Source organism: Streptomyces sp. NPDC055140, from assembly GCF_053607285.1.
On sequence record NZ_JBSGTG010000019.1, the window covers coordinates 136,169 to 154,926 of the forward strand.

The window sequence follows — 18,758 nt, forward strand, 5'->3', positions numbered from 1 at the left end:
CCGACCGTGAACCCGAACTCGAACCGTCCCCGCCTGCGGGCCGCCTGGAACACCACTGCCGCGCTGCTGATCCTCGGCGTCCTGCTCTTCCCGGTCTACTGGATGCTCAACACCGCGCTCCAGCCCGGGTCGAGCGTCGCCGCGACCGAGTGGTTCCCGTCCTCGCCCAGCCTGGAGAACTTCGACACGGCGATCTCCAGCCAGGGCGGCTCGCTCCTGACCAGCTTCGTCGTCGCCCTCGGCGCCGTCACCGTGTGCCTCGCGCTCGCCGCGCCCGCCGCGTACGGGCTCGCCCAGTTCGGGCTGCGCGGTGGCCGGGGCATCGTCTTCACCACGCTGATCACGCAGATGGTGCCGGGCATCGTCATTGCCAACGCCCTCTACAGCGCGTACGCGGAACTGGGCCTGGTCAACTCCTACCTGGGGCTGATCCTCGCGGACGCCTCGCTCGGGCTGCCGTTCGCGATCGTCCTGCTGCGCGCCTTCATGGTGTCCATACCGAGCGAGGTCGTCGAGGCGGCGATGGTCGACGGCGCCAACCGCTTCACCGCCTTCGTCCGCATCGTGCTGCCGATGAGCCGCAACGCCCTCATCACAGCCGGGCTCTTCACCTTCCTGTTCGCCTGGTCGGACTTCATGTTCGCGCTGACCCTCAACACCACCGACGAAGTCAAGCCGATCACGCTGGGCATCTACCAGTTCGTCGGCGCGCATGTCAGCGACTGGGGCGCGGTCATGGCCACCGCGGTCCTGTCCGCGGTACCCGCCGCGATCCTGCTGGTCGTGGCGCAGAAGTACATCTCCGCCGGGATCACCGGCGGATCCATCAAGTAATGCCATCACGTAGCGATAAGGGCTTCAGCCGCATGAGCACCCCCGAATTCCCGGAATTCCCCGACGGCTTCTTCTTCGGCGCCGCCACGGCGAGCTACCAGATCGAGGGGGCGTACGACGAGGGCGGCAGAGGGCCGTCCATCTGGGACACCTACTGCCGCGAGCCCGGACGGGTGGCCGGCGGCGCCACGGGCGACGTCGCCTGCGACCACTACCACCGCTACCGCGAGGACGTGTCCCTGCTTTACGGCCTCGGTGTGGACAGCTACCGCTTCTCCGTCGCCTGGCCGCGGATCCAGCCCGACGGCACAGGAGCGGCCAACGCCACGGGGCTGGACTTCTACGACCGGCTGGTCGACGAGCTGCTGGCCTGCGGGATCTCCCCCGCCGCCACCCTCTACCACTGGGACCTCCCGCAGGCGCTGGAAGACCGGGGCGGCTGGCGGGTGCGCGAGACGGCGGAGCGCTTCGCGGACTACGCCGGTCTTGTCGTGGAGCGGCTCGGTGACCGGGTGAGCCGCTGGATCACGCTCAACGAGCCGTACTGCAGCGCCTTCGTCGGTTACGCGGCGGGCGCCCACGCTCCCGGAGCACAGGAGGGCCGCGGCGCGCTGGCCGCCGCCCACCACCTCCTCGTCGGCCACGGCCTCGCCGTCCGCTCCCTTCGCGAGGCCGGCGCCCGCGAGGTCGGCATCACGCTCAACCCGGACCGGCTGCTCCCCGCCACCCCCGGCTCGCCGGCCGACCTCGCCGCCGTTCGCCGGGCCGAGACCCTGCACAACGAGGTGTGGCTGGACCCTTTGTTCGCCGGGCGCTATCCGCAGCACGAGGCGGAGACCTGGGGCGAGCCGGCCGACGGCTCGCCCCGGCTCGACACGCCATACAGGCTCGACGGCGACCTCGAACTCATCGCTGTCCCGCTGGACTTCGTCGGCATCAACTACTACCGGCCGATCACCATCGCCGACGCCCCGCACCGCGACCCCGACCCGGCGACCCGTACGGCGGTCGATATCCGGGCCACCGAGACCTGGCGCGACGACGTGCGGCACACGACCATGGGCTGGCCCGTCGTCCCGCACACCTTCACGGATCTGCTGGTCGACCTGACCAAGCGTTACCCCGAGCTGCCCCCGCTGGTCATCACCGAGAACGGCTCGGCCGAGGCGGACACCGTCACGGACGACGGCCGGGTTCACGACACCGAGCGCATCGACTACCTCCGCAGCCACCTGGAAGCCCTCTCCGCCGCCATCCGCGCGGGCGTCGACGTGCGCGGCTACTACGTGTGGTCGCTCCTCGACAACTTCGAGTGGGCCCGCGGCTACGGCCAACGGTTCGGCATCGTCCGGGTCGACTACGACACCCAGGAGCGCATTCCCAAGGACAGCTACCGCTGGTTCCGGGATCTGATCGCCACCCACCGCGCCCGTACCAGTGCTGACAAGGACCACCGATGAAGTTCACCGACGGCTACTGGCTGATGCGCGAGGGCGTCCAGGCGTCGTACGCGGCCGAGATCGCCGAGGCGCGCGTCGATGAGGGCCGGCTCACTCTGTATGCACCGGTGCGGCATGTGGAGCAACGGGGCCACACCCTCAACAGCCCGCTCCTGACCGTCGAATGCTGGTCGCCCGCCGAGGGCGTGATCGGCATCCGCTCCACCCACCACGCGGGCGCCGCCGCGCACGGCCCCGACTTCGCCCTGCGGACCGACCCCGACCACACCGCGAAGATCACCCGGGACGGGTCCCTGCTGGAGCTGACCAGCGGGGAGCTGTCCCTGCGGGTGGACACCGCGGCACCCTGGCACCTGGACTTCACGGCCGAGGGCCGCGTCCTGACGTCCGTCGGGTCCCGTGGCGCCGGCTTCGCGCTCACCGGCGACGGCCGACACCACTCGCTGGCCCAACTGTCCCTGGATGTAGGCGAATTGGTCTACGGGCTCGGCGAGCGCTTCACCCCGTTCACCAGGAACGGCCAGAGCGTGGACATCTGGCAGGCAGACGGCGGTACCGCCAGCGAGCAGGCGTACAAGAACATCCCCTTCCATCTCACCAACCGGGGCTACGGCGTCTTCGTCAACCACCCCGGCCACGTCTCGTACGAGATCGGGTCCGAGGCCGTGGGGCAGGTGCAGTTCGGCGTCGAGGGCCAGTCGCTGGAGTACTACGTCATCCACGGCCCCACACCCAAGGACATCCTGGACCGCTACACCGCCCTGACCGGCCGTCCGGCACTGCCGCCCGCCTGGTCGTTCGGGCTGTGGCTGTCCACCTCCTTCACCACCTCCTACGACGAGGAGACGGTCAACCGGTTCGTCCGGGGCATGTCGGAGCGCGGTATCCCGCTCGGTGTCTTCCACTTCGACTGCTTCTGGATGCGCGAGTACCAGTGGTGCGACTTCACGTGGGACCCGGACGTCTTCCCGGACCCGGAAGGCATGCTGCGCCGCCTCAAGGACGAGCAGGGGCTGCGCGTCTCGGTGTGGATCAATCCGTACATCGGCCAGAAGTCCCCGCTCTTCAAGGAGGCCATGCGCCACGGCTACCTCGTGCGCAGGGCCAACGGCGACGTGTGGCAGTGGGATCTGTGGCAGGCGGGCATGGCGCTGGTCGACTTCACCGACCCCGAGGCGCGGGAGTGGTACGCGGGCAAGTTGCGCGGGCTTGTCGCACAGGGCGTGGACTGCTTCAAGACCGACTTCGGCGAACGCATTCCGACGGACGTGGTGTGGCACGACGGTTCCGACCCGGAGCGCATGCACAACTACTACACGCAGCTCTACAACGAAACCGTCTTCGAGGTGCTGAGCGAGGCGCGGGGCGTCGGCGAGGCCGTGCTCTTCGCGCGGTCGGCGACCGCGGGCGGGCAGCAGTTCCCGGTGCACTGGGGCGGCGACTGCGAGTCCCACTTCGGGGCGATGGCCGAGTCCCTGCGCGGCGGCCTCTCGCTCGGCCTGTCCGGCTTCGGCTTCTGGAGCCATGACATCGGCGGTTTCGAGGGCACTCCGACGCCCGAAGTCTTCAAGAGGTGGGTGCAGTTCGGCCTGCTGTCCTCGCACAGCAGGCTGCACGGCAGCAGGTCGTACCGTGTGCCGTGGGACTTCGACGAGGAGGCCGTGGCGGTCACCCGCGACTTCACCCGGCTCAAGCACCGCCTCATGCCGTATCTCTTCCGTGCGGCCCAGCAGGCGCAGGAGCGGGGCACCCCGGTGATGCGCGCCATGCTCCTGGAGTTCCCCGAGGACCCGGCGTGCCACACCCTCGACCGGCAGTACATGCTCGGCGACGACCTGCTCGTCGCGCCGGTGTTCTCGGCCGACGGCCTCGTCGAGTACTACGTGCCCGAGGGGTCCTGGACCCATCTGCTGTCGGGCGACCGGGTCGAAGGGCCGGGCTGGCGGCGCGAGCGGTACGGCTTCGACAGCCTGCCGCTGCTGGCCCGCCCCGGCTCGGTGATCCCGTTCGGGGAGAGCGATGACAGCGCCGTGTACGACTGGGCGCACGGAGTGACGCTGCGTGTCCACACCCCGGCGGACGGCACGACGAGGGTCGCGCAGATCCCTGCCGTGGACGGTTTCGCGGGTGCCACGTTCCGCACGCGGCGGGACGGCGACGTCATCACGGTCGAGGCAGACGACACCCAAGTGCCGTGGCAGGCGCTGCTCGTCGGCATGGAAGCCGCCGGCGAGAACGCGGAACGGACCACCCTCGGCACACTTCTCACGGCCGTGCCCGGCGTCACAGCGGTCTCGGCGGTTCTGATGCAGGCGAGCTGGGCGTAGCGACCTGAGGGGGAGTGACTGGAGGGCGGTCACTCCTCCTCAGGTCGCCAGTGGAGAAGTTTGACCTTGCCGACGCTGTCGACGTGGGCGTGCATGGCCAGGGCCGCGTCTTCGGGGGAACCGGCCCGCACGGCGTCGGCGACGAGTTGGTGCTGTTGCAGGGACTGGGCGGGGCGGTCGGGCTGGCGCAGCGACTCGTTGCGGCTCTCCGCGATCGGCTCGGCGATCTCCGCCATGAACTCGGCGAGAAGCGGGCTGTGCGCCGCTGCGGTGACGGCGGCGTGGAAGCGCTGGTCCTCGGCGACGCACAGCTCCCCGCGCCGGACGGCGCCGGCCATGGCCTCGAGTGCGGCGTCGATCTCGTTCAGGTCCTCGTCCGTGCGGCGTTCGGCTGCGAGTGCTGCGAGTTTGGTCTCCAGGGCGTCCCGGGCGTCCAGGACATCGGGGAGTCGACGGCGTCGTTCCACCATGGCTTGAAGCGGTTCGGCGTCGAGGCGGTCGCGGAGCAGGAAGGTGCCGCCACCGTGGCGCACTTCGACGAGGCCCTGCACTTCCAGGGCCACGATGGCCTGCCGCACCGAGGTCCGGCTCACCGCGAGGCGTTCGGCGAGGTCGCGTTCAGGGGGCAGCCTGTCGCCCGCCTGGAGGCTTTCCGCCTGCACGTATTCACGGAGCCGCTCGACGACTTGCTCGTACAGACGAGGCCGGGGAACCGGACGCAGTGACTCGGACAACGGACTACCCGTCCCTTCTCCCAACATTCTTGCTGTCGCCGGCCCTTGACAGCAGATCAGACCCTGCCGACACTCTAGCGCAGGCCTAGAGGCCCAGTGGTCCATCCAATTTTGACTTCTGAGAGGCACGCCGCCGCACGGCCTCGATCGATACCCCCGTCCCCTCCGTCGACATCCCCCCATGTCGTCACCTCCTGAGCCGAATCGAGGTACCCGTGACGATCAACGAGCAGTCCACCGCAACCACCGGAACCCCCACCCCTACACGGCTGACCGGTCCCCAACGGCACGCCTTCTGGGGCTCGTTCGGCGGTTGGGCCATGGACGGCTTCAGCTGGACCATCCCCGGTCTCGTACTGGCCCCCGCCCTGACCGCACTGCTCCCAGCGAGCAACATTCCCGTCACGCCCGACAACATCGGCTGGCACGGGCAGGTCAGCGCCGCCGTGTTCCTGCTCGGCTGGGGATGTGCCTTCATCTGGGGGCCCATCGCCGACCGCTTCGGCCGCAAGCCGGCGATGATGGCCTCCATCCTCATGTACGGGGTCTTCACCGCCCTGGCAGGCACCGCCACCCACCTGTGGGAATGGAATACGTTCCGCTTCCTGGCGGCCGTCGGTGTCGGCGGCGAATGGGCCATGGCCGGCACCCTCCTCTCCGAAGTGATCCCGGAGCGGGTACGGGCGCGATTCGGCGGTCTGATGCACTCCGCCGCCTACTTCGGCGTCCTCGCCATCTCCGTCGTCTATCTGCTCGCCGGACCTGAACTCGGCTGGCGGGGCATGTTCTTCGTGGGCGGCCTCCCGGCACTGGCCGTCTTCCTCATCCGGCGCACCACCCCCGAGCCGGAGCGCTGGCAGGAGGAGACCTCCGGCCGACAGGAGCGGTCCTTCTGGCAGCCCGTCGTCGAGGTTCTCTCCCCGCCCTACCGCGCCCGCACCGTGGGCAATCTGCTGCTCCTGGTGGTCTGTGTCATCGGCCTGTGGGCGGGCTCGACCTACGTCCCCACAGCCATCACCGCCCTTTCGCAGGAGGCCGGTTACAGCCACGCCGCCACGGTGCGCCTGGCCAGCCTCTCGTCCATGACAGTGGCCGCCTTCACGATCCTGGGCTGCTTCGCGGTGCCCCGCCTCGCGGCTCGCATGGGGCGGCGCGGGGCGCTCGCCTCACTCTTCGCGTTGATGATCGTCGGAATCGTCGGTTCCTACGGCTGGGCCTACCCCCACCACTCGATCGCCCTGCTCTTCGCCTTCCTGCCGGTACTCGGCCTGGGCGGCGCGAGTTTCGCGGTCTTCACCATCTGGCTGCCGGAGCAGTACCCGACGCGCATGAGGGCGACCGCCTTCGCCTTCACCACGACCTTCTCCCGCTGGGTCGCAGCGGGCGGCACCTTCCTCATCGGCTACGGCATCCACGCCACCGGCTCCCTCACCCTCCCCCTCACTCTGACCGCGGCCGTCTTCGTCATCGGCATGCTGCTGGTACGCCTCGCCCCGGAGACCCGTGGCACGGCCCTTCCCAGCTGACCACCAACTCCCGGCCGGCGATGGTCAGTTCGTTTGCCGGGGGTCCTTCTCGCGACCGTCGGCATCCAGCCTGGCACCCTGCTGCCCGCCGTCGCCGACGGTCTCGGGGTCGAGCGGCACGCCGTTCGTCCGCAGCATGTGCCGCACGTCCAGGATCAGCGGGAACACTTCATGGTTCCGGTCCTCGCCCTGTTCGTCCCAGGCCCGCTGCTCGGCCTCGACCGCCATGCGGTCCTGGGCGAACACCCGTTCAGTGAAGCGGCGGATGAGCGGCCAGGCGAGCTGGAGCACCCCCGGGACAGGCGGCTTCGCGATCATCAGCAGGCCGTAGGCGTGGTTGACGCGCTGCTCGGCGTCCTCCGGCACGTAGGCCGCCCAGAGGGAGAACGACGGGAGTTCGGCGCCGTCGGGGACGGCTTGCAGGGTCTGGTACGGGTACTGGGTGCGGATGGTGATCTCGTCGGGTGTCTGCTGTCCACCGAGCCCCTCGGCCGACAGCAGACCGGCGCCGCGGTCCTTCTTGCCCCCGGCGGGGACGAAGAGGTAGCGGGCCTCGACGAACTGCGGGCCGGTCTCGTACCCCAGCAGCTTGGGCTGAATTCTGCCCAGCACGCTGCGGTGCAGGAACTGGTGGTTCATGTCCAGCAGGTTCTCGTGCATGAACGAGTAGTGGCAGTTCACGGTGCGGGAGAAGGTCATGGTCCGGTGCGTGGCCGCGCCGAACTCCGGCAGCACCGGGAACGGCGCCGACTCGGCCTTCTCGGGGTCTCCGGGAAAGACGAAAACCAGGCCGAACGCCTCGCGGACCGGATACGACCGCACGCCGCGCGGCGGCCGCTCGCACCCCTTGGGCAGGTACGGGATCTGCGAGATGCGGCCGTCTCCGCGGTAGGCCCAGGCGTGGTAGCAGCAACGCAGGGCGTCCCCCTCCACGACGCCGAGGCTCAGCGGCACCTGACGGTGCGCGCACCGGTCCTCCAGGGCGTGGACGCTCCCGCTCCGGCCGCGGTAGAGCACGATCCGTTCGCCGGCGAAGACTGCGGCGAAGGTACGTTCCTTGCGCACAGCACGTGACACGGCCACGGGATACCAGTAATCCGGGTCTATCCCGATGCGCCGCAGGTCGGCGACGGCCTCGCCACGTTCGTCCACCGGACGCGGCGGGAAACCCGCCGGTCCGTCGGCGCTGTACCCGTCCGTTCTGGGAAGGGCCTCGGTCATGTACTGCTCCCTTGCGCTGGAGCCGGGAGAACACGGCGGGGAGAGCACCAGGCTCCCGGAGGTGTACGCACGTCGCGCGGCCGGCCTGTCCTGGGCCGTGCCTTTCGTTCCCGATGGCTGCCGATCAGCGGGCAAGCCGCCGGCGGCATCGATTCGGTCCGACGCAGTGGAGGCCGAGGGCGCTCCGTCTGCCGCAGCAGGACTCCACTTCCACGGTGGTAGCAGGCTGCTCAAACGGCAACTGCGGTGCCGTGCGACCGCACGAATCGCGTGTCCATTCGGGTGCGACCGGCGGGCCCGGACGCGCTGGGGTGCGACCACCCGCGAGGCGGTCGCGTCCGTAAGCCCGGAGACGGCTTCCGCGTTACTCCATTTGCCTGTCCGGCGCTCCCCTGGGCGCGGTACTGAGCACCGGCATTCCCCGTCGGCGCGTTGACATCGTGCGATCGTGCAGCGTCAGAGCGACGCGATCAAAAGGGACGTATGAACGAGACAGTTTCCATTCCCACCAGAACGCCCGAGGCCGGGGATCACGCCTTCGCCGGGGCTACCACAAGGGCGACCGACCGGGCAGAGCTGCACTCGCTCCTCCGAACAGCCCTCGCCATCGAACACGCCACCATTCCCCCTTATCTCACGGCGATGTACTCCCTCAAGGGCGGTAAGAACCGAGAGGTCGGCGGCATCATCCGCAGCGTCGTCATGGAGGAGATGCTGCACCTGGCGCTCATCGGAAACATCATGAACGCGGTCGGTGCCACCCCCAGATTCGACGACCCGGACCTGGTTCCCGCCTACCCGGGGCGGCTGCCCGGCGGGGTGATGCCCGACCTGGAGGTCTCGCTCGGCGCCTGCTCGATCGAACGGGTACGCCAGGTCTTCATGGGCATCGAGCTGCCCGAGGCCCCCCTCGCCCCGGCCGGCCAAAGAGAACTCCAGTCCATTTCCGGCTACAACCCTCAGCTGGACGCGGCCGGGAACATCCAGAACCTCACCGAAGAGGCCCTCGACGCCCCTAGAAAGTTCTTTGCCCTGGCCGATTACGACGAGACCACCATCGGCGGGTTCTACCAGCACATCGCACAGGTGCTGACCGACCTCGACGGGCGTGAGAAGAATCTGTTCAGCGGCGATCCACGCAGGCAGGTCAGCTGGCCGCACGCTCCCGGACGGCTGTACCGGGTGACCAACCTGCAGACAGCGCTCTGGGCCATCCTGGAGATCATCGACCAGGGCGAGGGCCACGCCCAGGACCCGACCGTAGGCCCGCTCCCGGGAAGGGCGTCATGACCGGCACCGAACAGGACGGGGCCGTCGGCGGGCCCGACCGACGTACCGCTCTGCAACTGGCTGCCACTGTCGCCGTGTCGGGGGTGCTCGCCACCGGCGCAGGGGTGTCGTCCTCCGCATCGGCCGCCGTTGCCGAACCATCGGCGGCCGAGGGGCCACCGCCGGCCGTCCCTGCCGAGGCAGGCGCGGATGAGCTGGCGCACTACTACCGGTTCTGGGAGATCGTGCAAGGGCGCCGGTTGGTCAAGACGCACGGCTACTGGTCGTTCGACGGGCCGGAAATCCCGTTCGATCCGCGCGAGGTGTACCGCCTGGTCGAGAATCCCGACACCCAGCAGCTGGAGGAGGGCTCGGCAGCGCGCGAAGCGTCCGAACGGTGCGACCGCGTGTACACCGACATGCTCAGGACACTCAACCGCGTGTTCGACGGCCACCCCCAAGAACTCCGCCGGGCCCAGCGGCAGATGGAAGTCCTCGGCAAGCAGGCGCGTGCGCTGATGCGGATTCCGAGCGCCCCCGGCGCGAAGACGGTCCTGGCACCCGCCTTCCAACTGGCCGAGGACGACTGAGCAGGACGTGTCCGCGGTTACGACGCCTGCGCTCGCGATGCCTCGTCCGGTCACCAGCCCTAGGTTGGTGACATGGCAGTGATGACCGTTAAACGTCCGGGAGCGCAGGCTCGGACTCGCGTCGTGGACGTCTTGTTGGCGGCCTTGGTCTTTCTGCTGTCGATGGTGGCGGTCTCGATCGTTCATCAGGAGCACCGGATCTCCATCCGATGGCAGGCCGTGGTGCTCGTCGGGACCAGCTGCTTCGCGCTGGTGTGGCGGCGCCGCCACCCCTTCGGCGTACTCGTCGTGGCCATCGGCTGCGCAATGATCCTTCAGGCGCTCGGGTTCCGGGAAGGTCCGCTGGGGACCAGCTCGGTCATCCTGTCCATCTACACCGTCGCCGCGTGCACCGACCGGCGTACCACCTGGACGACAGCGGGCGTGACGGCGTCCGTGCTGGTGGCAGCGGCCTTGGCGACCGACCCACGGACCTGGCTTTCCCCGGACAACGCGGCGATGCTGGCATGGACGGCTCTGCCGGCGGCGGTCGGGGACGGCGTGCGATCCCGCAGAGCCTATGTGGTGGCCGTGGAAGAACGGGCGGAGCACGCGGAACGCACCCGTGAGCAGGAAGCCCGTCAGCGGGTGGCGGCCGAACGGATGCGGATCGCACGTGAGTTGCACGACGTCGTGACCCACCACATCGCCCTGATCAACGCCCAGGCGGGCGTCGCCGTCCATCTTGTGGAGCAGCGGCCCGAACACGTACTCACCGCGCTGGAGGGCATCCGCGACGTGAGCCAGTCCGCGCTGGACGAGCTGCGGGTGACCGTGAGCCTGCTGCGGCAGCCGGACGAGACAGCCGCCCCGCGCGATCCGACGCCGGGCACGAGTCAGGTACCTGACCTTCTGGCGTCCTTCGAACGTGCTGGGCTTGCTGTCAAACAGACGCTGAGCGGCGACCCCAAGCCGCTGGCACCGGCGGCCGACCTGGCGGCGTACCGCATCATCCAGGAGGCCCTGACCAATGTGCGCAAGCACTCAGGTGCGGACCAGGCACGACTGGATCTGTCCTACCGCCCGAACTGGCTGATGATCACCGTGGAGGACGACGGCCCGTCGCAGCCCACCCGCTCCGACCCGGGAAGCGGCCACGGGCTGATCGGGATGCGCGAACGGGCCGGCACAGTCGGAGGCAGGGTGCAAGCGGGACCGCGCGCGGAAGGCGGTTTCACCGTGACTGCCGAGCTGCCGCTACTGTCCGGCACCGCAGAGGACTCGACATCGGCGGATGCCGATGAGCCGGCTACGAAGGGCACCACCGAGGAAGGACGAGCGTGACGATCCGTGTTCTTCTCGCCGATGACCAGGCTCTGCTACGGGGCACCTTCAAGATGCTGTTCGATTCCGCGGACGACATGGAGACCGTGGGTGAGGCCGCCAACGGCAGGGAGGCCGTGGACCTCGCCGAGTCGCTGCATCCCGACGTTGTCCTGATGGACATCCGGATGCCCGAGATGGACGGCCTCGACGCAACGCGCCTGATCAGCGAGTCCGAGGACCTCGCCGGGGTGAAAGTCCTGATCCTCACCACCTTCGAGGACGACGAGCACGTCGCCGAGGCGCTGCGGGCGGGAGCGAGCGGCTTTCTCGGCAAGGGTGTCCGGCCGGAGGTCCTGCTCGAAGCCGTCCGCACGGTGGCCGCCGGTGAGGCGCTGCTCTCCCCCGTGGCGACCCGCGCGCTGATCTCCCGCTTTCTCGCTCAGCCCGAGCTGTACCCGGCCGTCGTGCAGGAGCGCCTGGAGTACCTGACACCGCGGGAGCGCGATGTGATGTGCCTGGTGGCGCTGGGTCTATCGAACGAAGAAATTGCCGAACGTTTGTTCGTAAGCCCGCTGACCGCCAAGACGCACGTCAACCGGGCCATGACCAAGCTGGCGGCGCGCGACCGGGCCCAGCTCGTGGTCATGGCCTACCAGTGCGGCCTGGTCAGCCCGGTGGTGGAACCAGCCGGCCCACAAGCCTGAGGGCCGCATGGGGCAGGCAGGACACCGTCGGCCGTAGGCACAGGGGCCGGATACCACGGATGCAGTAGACGCGATTCGCTCCAGGGGGACGACGCGCAACCACCCCCGCGTCGGCCACATTGAATGCATGAACGGAAGCAGGTCCTTGAGCCCCAGTGCCCCGCGGCACGACCGGCCCTCCGCACCTGCCCGCCTCATGGTGCCGTAGCTGCGTTTCCGCGCTTGTGCGGCGGCAAGGAGAGGAGTCGACATGTTCAGCACCCTGGAATGCCACATCATCCGTGACCGACTGGCCGACTACACGCTCGACGCACTCGCCGAGGAAGAGGCGCGTGCCGTCACCGCCCACCTGGCGACCTGTTCCACCTGCCAGGACGAGCACTACTGCCTCGCGGCCGTGGCGGCTCACCTGATTCCGCTGCGGAAGGCGCTGGCCGACGAGCCCCAGCGCCGCAAGCTCGGTCGGCGCCGCCCGGCCCAGCCACGGCACCTCACGCTCGCACACTGGGCGAACTGCAAGGTACTGGCGGCAACGGGCTGAACAGCCGTCCACGGACGACGTCACCCCTCCCCCGGCAGACGCTCTCCTCTCGCACCGTCGCCGCGTCCCCGTCCAGGGGACGCGGCGTCGCCAACAGGTCATCCACACAAGGGCGTTGATCCCCCGGCGCCGGGCCCGGCCATTCTCCCGCGGAGCGGCACAACCATCCGGATGTGTTGCGAGTCACATGATGTAAGAGCAGCAAACTCGCAAAGATCACAAGGGGGAAATATGCGATTCAGCCGACCTGTCCTGACCGGTGCCGCCCTGGCAGCCCTGGCGATCGGGGGCACGACCGCGCTGGCGGGACCCGCCTCCGCCGCACCCAACACCACACCGCAGAAGGTGTGCGGGAGCAGCTACAAGACCGTCAACTCGGCGCCCATCGGCTCACTGGGCACGGTCTACCTCACGTACAACTCCTCGAACGGCAAGAACTGCGTCGCGACGATCCGCAACAACCCCGGCACCCGGCTGGACATGTCCGCCTGGATCTACGTCTCCGACACCGACCAGGGAGACCAGGACTACGGGCAGTACACGTCGTACGCGGGACCCACCTACGTCTACGGCAAGGCCCACTGCGTCGACTGGGGCGGCAACATCAGCAACGTGTACGTCCAGGTGACCGGGTCCAACTGTGCCGCGCTCAGGGAGCACCGGGTCACCACGACCCGCTGATCCGCGCAGGGCACAGTCGACCGGCCAACCACCGACCGGCCAACGGGGGTGCGCTGCACCCGGCGTTGGCCGGTCTCCGTTCCACGTACCGACGCACTCGGATCTGTTGCAGCCGGCCGCAACGGGACTACGTCACGCGGAACCGTCCCTGATCCACCTCGGCGACCAGCCCTCTGCTCAGCAGCACGTCCAGGTGCTGCACCGCCGTCCTCCGCTCCACCTGCTTCACATGCGGCCCTTCGACGTGGGGCCGGTAGACGAGCCTGTGCTCGACGATCTCCTCGACGGTCCGCGGCTCACCGAGAAACGCGAGCAGCGTCGCCTCGCGCCTGGCCACCACACCGGCGTAGTCATCGAGCCGGTGCCGGAATTCCTCGGCGCCCTCGATCACACCCTTCTGGTGCGACGTGCCGTACCAGCGCGCGTCGATCTCCCGACACCGACGCATCGACGCCTCGAAGTCCACGAGACTGCTGCCGACGTCCCCGTAGTAGGGACCGAACGACGTCAGGTCGATGTCCCCCACGAACAGGAAGCCGTCCGGCTCGATCAGGAAACCGCTGTGGCCCGCGGTGTGACCGGGCAGGTGCACGACGGTCACGGTGCGGCCGCCGAGGTCGAAGACGGCGCCGTCCTCGAACCCCACAGCGTCCGGTCGACCCTGCACATGGAATTCGTCCCGCATCATCTTGTCGACGGCGTCGACCTCGTCGGGCGGCAGGCCGATCCCGGCGACCAGAGCATCTCGGGACCGCAGCGCGTCGAGGTCGCCTTCATGGGTGTGGACCGGCACCTCGTAACTGCCGAGACCGGCGATGTGGTCCTCGTGCGCATGGCTCACGAGGACCAGGTCCGCGGGCGGCGCGCCCTCGAGGAGCGACAACGACGGGTCGACGACGAGCGATTCGGCCGTGCCCCGCACAAGCAGCGTGTTGCCGTACGGGTAGGCACCCTGTCGGGCGCCTACGAGCACGCTGACGTCGCCGTATTCTGCCGCCGTGTATCCCGTGGTAAGCATTTTCAAACTCCCTGGAGTTCAGCGGGACTGGAAGTCGGACAGTGCGTGGACGACATGGGAAGACGCCGGATAGAGCTCGCGGTACAGGGCGTAAAGCTCGTCGTATCGGGACGTCATCTCCGGACGCGGGGTGATCACTTCCTGGACCGGGTTCCAGGTGTCGATGCGGGCGTCGCCCACGAGTTGGGCGGCGAGGAGTGCCCCTCCGTAGGAGGCCCCGATTGAGGTCGTGCGTACCTCTTGGGCCCGGCCGGTGACGTCCGAGACGATCTGGGTCCACAGGCGTCCCTGGACTCCGCCGCCGACGGCGACGACGCGGCGGATGTCACCGCCGGCCGCTTCGATGGCCTCGATGTTGTGCCGCACTCCGTACGCCGTGCCTTCGAGGGCTGCTCGGTACAGGTCTCCGCGTGTGTGGGAGAGCGTGAGGCCCGCGATGACACCGCGCGCCCGTGGGTCGGCGATCGGGGTGCGTTCCCCGGCGAAGTAAGGAAGCATCAGCAGGCCGCCCGCCCCGGGGCCCGACTCCTCGGCCAGGCACAGTAGTTGCTGGTAGTCGTCGCTGCCGAACAGGTCGCGAAGCCAGCTGGTGACGGCGCCGGATGTTGCCATTCCGCCGGCGAGGTTGCGGGTGTCGGGGAGGGCTCCGACGGTGCTCCACAGCGAGGGGTCGCGCAGCAGTCCCGGCACGGTGTGGACGAGGAACATCGTCGTGCCGTACATGAGCATGAGGTCGCCGATACCGTGCGCGCCGACGCTCAGCGCCTCGGCCCAGGCGTCGATGGTCCCGGTGGTGACCGGGATGCCTGCCGGCAGACCGGTCAGGTGTGCGGCCTCGGCGGTCACCGTGCCCGCCGCCTCGCCGGACCAGCGCAGTTCGGGGAGTTCGATGCCGGGGGCGATCCGGTCGGTCCACGGGGTGTACCAGTCGCGGGCCACGGTGTCGTAGAGCGGGGTGCTCTGGCTGGCCGAGTGGTGGTCGAGGACGTAGGCGCCGGTGAGTTTGCGTACGAGCCAGGAGCTGGGCATGTAGAGCCTGCGGGCGCGGCGGAAAAGCTCCGGTTCCCGTTCGGCGATCCACGCCAGCTTGGGTCCCGCCGCCTGGGTCGTCAGCCGCGAGCCGCAGCGCTGCGCGATCTCGTCAGCGCCCAGCTCACTTTCGAGCCGCTCGATCTGGGGGACGGAGCGGGTGTCCACGCCGTACAGGATCGCGGGGCGTACATGTGTGTCGTTCTCGTCGGTGAGCAGCACGCAGGGACCCATGCCGCTGACCCCGACCGCGACCACGTCCGTGTCGTTCGCGAAGGTCAACTCGCGGGTGAGGGAGACGAATTCGTCCCACCAGATGTCCGCGCGCATCTCGACGTGTCCGGGAGCCGGACGGTCGACGGCGTGTTCACGGACGGCCGTGTGCAGCACGGTGCCGTCGAGGCCGACCAGGACGCCCTTGCTGCTGGATGTTCCGATGTCCACACCGATGACTGCTGACTGAGGCATGCGAGCACCGTACTTCTCGGTTCGTTCCGGATCGTTGCGCTGGTCGGGTCACTTCAGGCCCGAGGTCTTGATGGACTCGACCATCTGGCGCCGGAAGACGAGGAAGAGGGCGAGCACGGGTATCACCGCGCTCACGGCGGCAGCCAGGACGTAGTTCCAGTTCGCGCCGTACTGGGTGCCGAAGGCCGCGATGCCCACCTGAATGTCCGTCAGGTCCGCGCCGTCGGTGGCGACCAGTGGCCAGGCGAACGCGCCGGAACGACGGCGACGTCGCCCCGGTACACCTGAGGCGTTCCGGGGCGACGTCGTGGAGCTGCAGGTCAGGCTTCGGGCGCCGGTGAGAGATGCTCGTGGACGGCGAGCCAGCGGCCGGAGTCCTGGCGGGCGAACACGATCGTCTCGCGTTCGTGGAGCGTCTCCTCGCCGGCCGTGGTGGCCACCGTGGTCGCGACCCGGTGGCTGAAGACGGCGGTGTCGCCGAAGGGCTGCACCAGCTGGTCGGCCGATGTGCAGCGCACGATCCGGAATCCGTCCTCGGCGACCCAGCGGTTCCACAGGGCGCGGTAGTCGGCGGTGGACGCGACGCGTTCGGAAGTGGTGTGGAAGACGAACGTCGCGTCCGGCGTGAAAGCGTCGAAGTAGTCGTCGAGACGGCCTTCGCCGAACGCGGACACCAGGGCGTCGGCGGCCTTCAGGACCTCGTCGGTCATGGGTCGTGATCCTTTCTTCCGGCAGGAATGCGGGCGGTTCAGCCGATGCGGGCGACGGCGCGTACGGGTGCGCCGTCGGCGGCGGGCAGTTTCAGCGGCAGCAGCGAGACCTCGATGGGCTCGCCGGCCGACTGTGCGTCGACCAGGGGGCCGAGTCCGGTCAGGTTCTCGGCGATCACGGCGTGTGCCCCGCACAGGATCTGGTGGGCGGGGAACTCGTCTGCGGGCGTGGGATCCACACTCAGCGCGTCGATGCCGACCGTACGCACTCCCGCGGCGACCAGGAGTTCGGCCGCCTCACGGGTCAGGTAGGGGTGGGTGAGGTAGTCGTCGGTGCCCCAGTGTGCCGACCAGCCGGTGGCGACGAGGACGATCGCCCCGGCCCGGATCCGCCCCTCGAAGAGGTCCGGCCCGAGCGGTGAACGTGGCTGCGCGCCGCGGGCGTCGACGACGACGGCCTCTCCCACGAAACGGTCCAGCGGGAGCTGGTCGAGGGTGGGCAGCGAGTCGTCGATGTGGAACGGCGCGTCGACGTGCGTACCGGACTGGGACCCCATGTCCAGGTGCAGGACGTTCACGCCGTCCGCCGCGACGCTCAGGGCGGGGGTGAGGGTGACGCGCGGGTCGCCGGGGTAGACCGGCATTCCGGTCGCGAGCTCGACGGAGAGGTCCACGAGGCGCATGGCCGTCACGCCTTTCCCGCGGCGACGGGCGCGGGGACGTCGTCGGTGATCGGCGGGACGGGCGTGTTCGAGGCGCGGACCAGGCGCGGCCCCTGGGGCCCGTAGACCTCGCGCGGCTCGGGGAAGAACCACAGCAGGGCCAGGTAGAGGAAGGCGGCGACGCCGAGGCCCACCAGGAGCGAGAGGTCCACGCCGCCGGCCAGGTCGCCGAGCGGGCCGACGAACTGGCCGGGCAGGTTCACGAACATCAGGGCGAGGACCGCGGAGGTCAGCCACGCGCCCATGCCGCGCCAGTTCCAGCCGTGCGTGAACCAGTAACGGCCGCCCTTTTGGCGCCGGTTGAAGACCTGGAGCGAGTCGGGGTCGTACCAGCCGCGGCGGGTCAGCCAGCCGAGCATCATGATCACCATCCAGGGGGCGGTGCACGTGATGATCAGCGTCGCGAACGTCGAGATGGACTGGGACAGGTTGGCCGCGAAGCGCCCGGCGAAGATGAATCCGATCGACAGCACACCGACGAACAGCGTCGCCTGCACACGGCTGAACCGCGTGAACACACTGGAGAAGTCGAGACCGGTGCCGTAGAGCGAGGTGGTGCCGGTGGACATGCCGCCGATCAGCGCGAGCAGACACACGGGCAGGAAGTACCAGCCGGGCGCGATCGCGAGGAGCCCGCCGACGTAGTTCGACGCGCTCGGGTCCATGTACTTGGCCGCCTTCTCCGCGATGATCGAGGCGGTGGCGAGCCCGAAGAAGAAGGGCAGGATGGTCGCGATCTGCGAGGCGAACGCGGCCGTGACGACCCGGCGGCTCGAGGCCTGTGCCGGGATGTAGCGGGCCCAGTCCCCGAGGAAGGCGCCGAACGAGACCGGGTTGGACAGCACGATCAGGGCGGAGCCGATGAAGGCGGGCCAGAACCCGGCGGACGAGGCGGACGAGAACGCCCCCTGGTAGCCCGGGTCGAAGTCCCCGGCGAAGGCGAAGAAGCCGAGGACGAACAGCGTCGAAGCCGCCACGACGGCGATCTTGTTCACGAACAGCATGAACCGGAAGCCGTACACGCACACCGTCAGCACGAGCAGTGCGAACACCCCGTACGCCAGCGCGAACACGCCGTCGTTCTGCGGCACGCCCATCAGCCGGTGCGCGCCGCCGACCAGGGCGTCGCCGGAGGACCACACGGAGATCGAGAAGAACGCGACGGCGGTGAGCAACGAGAGGAACGAGCCGACGATCCGACCGTGCACACCCAGGTGGGCCGAGGACGACACGGCGTTGTTGGTGCCGTTGCGCGGGCCGAACACCGCGAGCGGCGCCAGGATCAGCGCGCCGGCCACGAGGCCGAGCACGGTCGCCGCGAGGCCCTGCCAGAACGAGAGGCCGAACAGGATGGGGAAGGCGCCCAGCACGCAGGTGGCGAAGGTGTTGGCACCACCGAACGCGACCCGGAACAGGTCCAGGGGCTTGGCGGAGCGGTCCGAGTCAGGGATGCGTTCGACGCCGTACTGCTCCACCTCCGTCAGAGCCGGGGAATCACTCATTCGTCCTCCTTGAGAGCGAGCAGGTCGATCAGGTCGTCGGCGGACGCGGCGGGCAGTTTCTCGCGCGACAGCGAAACATGTGCAGGTGGTCGGGTGAGTGTGCACGGCAAGGGATTG

Annotated in this window: 18 protein-coding genes; 10 read left to right on the forward strand and 8 right to left on the reverse strand. The window is 69.1% G+C overall.

The window, feature by feature from the left end; genetic code table 11:
- The first annotated feature begins 6 nt into the window (after positions 1–6).
- Genes ACWFR4_RS31270 through yicI form a run of 3 tightly spaced genes read left to right on the forward strand, consistent with a single transcriptional unit; the run spans position 7 to position 4,621 of the window.
- Entirely contained in the window at positions 7–834 is an 828-nt protein-coding gene (locus tag ACWFR4_RS31270; protein ID WP_453469456.1) for a carbohydrate ABC transporter permease, read from the forward strand.
- Positions 835–866: 32 nt separating this feature from the next.
- Positions 867–2,294, forward strand: coding sequence for a GH1 family beta-glucosidase (locus ACWFR4_RS31275; protein WP_453655553.1), 1,428 nt, complete (start codon positions 867–869; stop codon positions 2,292–2,294).
- Complete coding sequence (gene yicI, locus ACWFR4_RS31280; RefSeq protein WP_453469284.1) at positions 2,291–4,621, forward strand: alpha-xylosidase; 2,331 nt, start codon at positions 2,291–2,293, stop codon at positions 4,619–4,621. The genes ACWFR4_RS31275 and yicI overlap by 4 nt, the downstream gene beginning before the upstream one ends.
- A gap of 29 nt (positions 4,622–4,650) precedes the next feature.
- Here the strand turns inward: yicI and ACWFR4_RS31285 are convergent, their stop codons facing one another.
- A complete protein-coding gene (locus tag ACWFR4_RS31285; RefSeq protein ID WP_326708545.1) occupies positions 4,651–5,355 on the reverse strand; it encodes a FadR/GntR family transcriptional regulator in 705 nt (234 codons plus the stop codon).
- 215 nt (positions 5,356–5,570) lie between these two features.
- On the opposite strand from ACWFR4_RS31285, the gene ACWFR4_RS31290 reads away from it, so the two are divergent.
- On the forward strand, positions 5,571–6,881 hold the full coding sequence (locus tag ACWFR4_RS31290; RefSeq protein WP_453655554.1) for an MFS transporter: 1,311 nt from the start codon (positions 5,571–5,573) through the stop codon (positions 6,879–6,881).
- Positions 6,882–6,905: 24 nt separating this feature from the next.
- Here ACWFR4_RS31290 and ACWFR4_RS31295 read toward each other — a convergent pair whose 3' ends face one another.
- Positions 6,906–8,102, reverse strand: coding sequence for a Rieske 2Fe-2S domain-containing protein (locus tag ACWFR4_RS31295; protein ID WP_453655555.1), 1,197 nt, complete (start codon positions 8,100–8,102; stop codon positions 6,906–6,908).
- A 483-nt stretch (positions 8,103–8,585) separates the two neighbouring features.
- Between ACWFR4_RS31295 and ACWFR4_RS31300 the strand changes: the two genes are divergently transcribed.
- The 6 genes from ACWFR4_RS31300 to ACWFR4_RS31325 all read left to right on the forward strand — a co-directional run bounded on the left by ACWFR4_RS31300 (position 8,586) and on the right by ACWFR4_RS31325 (position 13,192).
- Positions 8,586–9,392 carry a ferritin-like domain-containing protein gene (locus tag ACWFR4_RS31300; protein WP_453469449.1) on the forward strand — a complete coding sequence of 269 codons (807 nt, stop codon included), beginning with the start codon at positions 8,586–8,588 and terminating at the stop codon, positions 9,390–9,392.
- A complete protein-coding gene (locus ACWFR4_RS31305; protein ID WP_453469450.1) occupies positions 9,389–9,961 on the forward strand; it encodes a hypothetical protein in 573 nt (190 codons plus the stop codon). The genes ACWFR4_RS31300 and ACWFR4_RS31305 overlap by 4 nt, the downstream gene beginning before the upstream one ends.
- Positions 9,962–10,033: 72 nt before the next feature.
- Positions 10,034–11,284, forward strand: a complete 1,251-nt coding sequence (locus ACWFR4_RS31310) for a sensor histidine kinase (RefSeq protein ID WP_453655556.1) — start codon at positions 10,034–10,036, stop codon at positions 11,282–11,284.
- Positions 11,281–11,970: a response regulator gene (locus ACWFR4_RS31315; protein WP_453655557.1), complete on the forward strand. Its 690-nt coding sequence runs from the start codon at positions 11,281–11,283 to the stop codon at positions 11,968–11,970. The genes ACWFR4_RS31310 and ACWFR4_RS31315 overlap by 4 nt, the downstream gene beginning before the upstream one ends.
- Positions 11,971–12,220: 250 nt before the next feature.
- Positions 12,221–12,511: a zf-HC2 domain-containing protein gene (locus ACWFR4_RS31320; RefSeq protein WP_453655558.1), complete on the forward strand. Its 291-nt coding sequence runs from the start codon at positions 12,221–12,223 to the stop codon at positions 12,509–12,511.
- Positions 12,512–12,742: 231 nt separating this feature from the next.
- Positions 12,743–13,192, forward strand: coding sequence for a spore-associated protein (locus ACWFR4_RS31325; RefSeq protein WP_453655559.1), 450 nt, complete (start codon positions 12,743–12,745; stop codon positions 13,190–13,192).
- Positions 13,193–13,319: 127 nt separating this feature from the next.
- On the opposite strand, the gene ACWFR4_RS31330 is transcribed toward ACWFR4_RS31325, so the two are convergent.
- The 6 genes from ACWFR4_RS31330 to ACWFR4_RS31355 form a co-directional block, all read right to left on the reverse strand.
- Entirely contained in the window at positions 13,320–14,210 is an 891-nt protein-coding gene (locus tag ACWFR4_RS31330; protein WP_453655560.1) for an MBL fold metallo-hydrolase, read from the reverse strand.
- An 18-nt stretch (positions 14,211–14,228) separates the two neighbouring features.
- Positions 14,229–15,707 carry an FGGY-family carbohydrate kinase gene (locus ACWFR4_RS31335; RefSeq protein WP_453469513.1) on the reverse strand — a complete coding sequence of 493 codons (1,479 nt, stop codon included), beginning with the start codon at positions 15,705–15,707 and terminating at the stop codon, positions 14,229–14,231.
- A gap of 48 nt (positions 15,708–15,755) precedes the next feature.
- Positions 15,756–15,905 (reverse strand): hypothetical protein, encoded by a 150-nt coding sequence (locus tag ACWFR4_RS31340; protein WP_453655561.1) that lies wholly within the window; start codon positions 15,903–15,905, stop codon positions 15,756–15,758.
- 122 nt (positions 15,906–16,027) lie between these two features.
- Entirely contained in the window at positions 16,028–16,417 is a 390-nt protein-coding gene (locus ACWFR4_RS31345) for a YybH family protein (RefSeq protein ID WP_453655562.1), read from the reverse strand.
- A gap of 38 nt (positions 16,418–16,455) precedes the next feature.
- Positions 16,456–17,100, reverse strand: a complete 645-nt coding sequence (locus ACWFR4_RS31350; RefSeq protein WP_453655563.1) for a cyclase family protein — start codon at positions 17,098–17,100, stop codon at positions 16,456–16,458.
- A gap of 5 nt (positions 17,101–17,105) precedes the next feature.
- Positions 17,106–18,641 (reverse strand): purine-cytosine permease family protein, encoded by a 1,536-nt coding sequence (locus ACWFR4_RS31355; RefSeq protein ID WP_453655564.1) that lies wholly within the window; start codon positions 18,639–18,641, stop codon positions 17,106–17,108.
- Positions 18,642–18,758 lie beyond the last annotated feature (117 nt).

Bases quoted from the DNA above. Each gene is read 5' to 3' on its own strand.
- ACWFR4_RS31325 (WP_453655559.1), top strand. From the start codon at position 12,743: ATGCGATTCAGCCGACCTGTCCTGACCGGTGCCGCCCTGGCAGCCCTG.
- ACWFR4_RS31295 (WP_453655555.1), bottom strand. From the start codon at position 8,102: ATGACCGAGGCCCTTCCCAGAACGGACGGGTACAGCGCCGACGGACCG.
- ACWFR4_RS31275 (WP_453655553.1), top strand. From the start codon at position 867: ATGAGCACCCCCGAATTCCCGGAATTCCCCGACGGCTTCTTCTTCGGC.
- ACWFR4_RS31345 (WP_453655562.1), bottom strand. From the start codon at position 16,417: ATGACCGACGAGGTCCTGAAGGCCGCCGACGCCCTGGTGTCCGCGTTC.
- ACWFR4_RS31310 (WP_453655556.1), top strand. From the start codon at position 10,034: ATGGCAGTGATGACCGTTAAACGTCCGGGAGCGCAGGCTCGGACTCGC.
- ACWFR4_RS31355 (WP_453655564.1), bottom strand. From the start codon at position 18,641: ATGAGTGATTCCCCGGCTCTGACGGAGGTGGAGCAGTACGGCGTCGAA.
- ACWFR4_RS31300 (WP_453469449.1), top strand. From the start codon at position 8,586: ATGAACGAGACAGTTTCCATTCCCACCAGAACGCCCGAGGCCGGGGAT.
- ACWFR4_RS31305 (WP_453469450.1), top strand. From the start codon at position 9,389: ATGACCGGCACCGAACAGGACGGGGCCGTCGGCGGGCCCGACCGACGT.
- ACWFR4_RS31350 (WP_453655563.1), bottom strand. From the start codon at position 17,100: ATGCGCCTCGTGGACCTCTCCGTCGAGCTCGCGACCGGAATGCCGGTC.
- yicI (WP_453469284.1), top strand. From the start codon at position 2,291: ATGAAGTTCACCGACGGCTACTGGCTGATGCGCGAGGGCGTCCAGGCG.
- ACWFR4_RS31330 (WP_453655560.1), bottom strand. From the start codon at position 14,210: ATGCTTACCACGGGATACACGGCGGCAGAATACGGCGACGTCAGCGTG.
- ACWFR4_RS31335 (WP_453469513.1), bottom strand. From the start codon at position 15,707: ATGCCTCAGTCAGCAGTCATCGGTGTGGACATCGGAACATCCAGCAGC.
- ACWFR4_RS31320 (WP_453655558.1), top strand. From the start codon at position 12,221: ATGTTCAGCACCCTGGAATGCCACATCATCCGTGACCGACTGGCCGAC.